This is a genomic window from Micromonospora sicca (assembly GCF_003172935.1).
GTDB lineage: Bacteria > Actinomycetota > Actinomycetes > Mycobacteriales > Micromonosporaceae > Micromonospora > Micromonospora sicca.
In genome coordinates, this window is the sequence record NZ_QGKS01000032.1 from 1 (window position 1) to 1,059 (window position 1,059).

Below are 1,059 nucleotides of genomic sequence, written 5' to 3' on the forward strand. Positions count from 1 at the left end.
ACGAGGTCGTGCACGATTAGGACCCGGCAGTGCTTGTATGCCTGGTTCGGTTTGGTGGTTTGCCTACCGTTCGGCGCAGCGGTCGGAGACCAGTCCGGCGATGGCGAGCGTGGTGTCTTCGAAGTGTTCACGGCGTCCGATGTAGCGCTGCAGGGGCCGCCACTGCTTGGGCTCGGCGATGGCGTGTTCGACGCAGATCCGTTGTGAGGATTGGGCTTTACGCGCGATGGTGTATTCGGCGCGCAGCTGGTCGGTTGCGTCTTTCGGTGGCTTTTTCGGCGGCGCGCTGACCTGGTCAGGGAAGTCCCGGGCCAGGCCCTGGTAGCCGGAGTCGACCCTGGCACGCACGTTCGGGTACTGCCGCAGTAGATCCTCGATGCCCTCGGTACGCAGCGCGGTGACATCGTGCATCCGTCCTGGCCGGGTCGCCCCGCACCACAGCAGCCGCCCCTTGGCGTCGCTGATCACCGTGGGTTTGATCGTGTTTTGTTTCTTCTTGCCCGACACGAACGCCCGCCGTCCGGGCCGGTTCGCCTTCGGCCGTCGGACCTGGACCTCGGTGCCGTCGATGCGTAGCTCGACGCCGTGGGCGTCGGCGTAGGCGAACACGTCTGCGAGGGTGCGCAGCCGCAGTCCTGGCTTGCCAGGCACGGCGAACCCGCGGGCAGCCAGTAGCGGACGGATCTCGCCCACGGCGCGGGTGATGGTGGACCTGTCCACCTTGTACAGCAACGCCACCGCGGCGTGTGGCAGTTGCAGGCGCAGGCAGGCCAGGGTGGCGATGACCCGGTCGGTGAAGCTCAGCTCATGATCTGGTCCGGCTCCGGCGGCGCGCAGCCGGTCGCCCCTGCGGCGCTGGTGCAGTCTGGATTCCTGCTGCGCGGTCCACGGATCGGCCAGTTCGGCGATGAGCTTGGCCAGCCGCTGGCGAGGGATGCCGGTGAAGATACGATGAGACAAGGCCGTGCGGGCCCATCCTGACGTCACAATCATGATCGTCCCGCACGGCCACCTTCATGATCGACCCGGGTCTTTCCTCTACCGCGCACCAAGCCGTTA

At 66.7% G+C, this 1,059-nt stretch carries 1 protein-coding gene; it reads right to left on the bottom strand.

Translation table 11 applies throughout. From position 1 onward, the window contains the following. Nucleotides 1-63: 63 nt before the first annotated feature. Nucleotides 64-960 carry a transposase family protein gene (locus DKT69_RS00185; protein ID WP_201749406.1) on the bottom strand — a complete coding sequence of 299 codons (897 nt, stop codon included), beginning with the start codon at nucleotides 958-960 and terminating at the stop codon, nucleotides 64-66. Nucleotides 961-1,059: the final 99 nt, after the last annotated feature.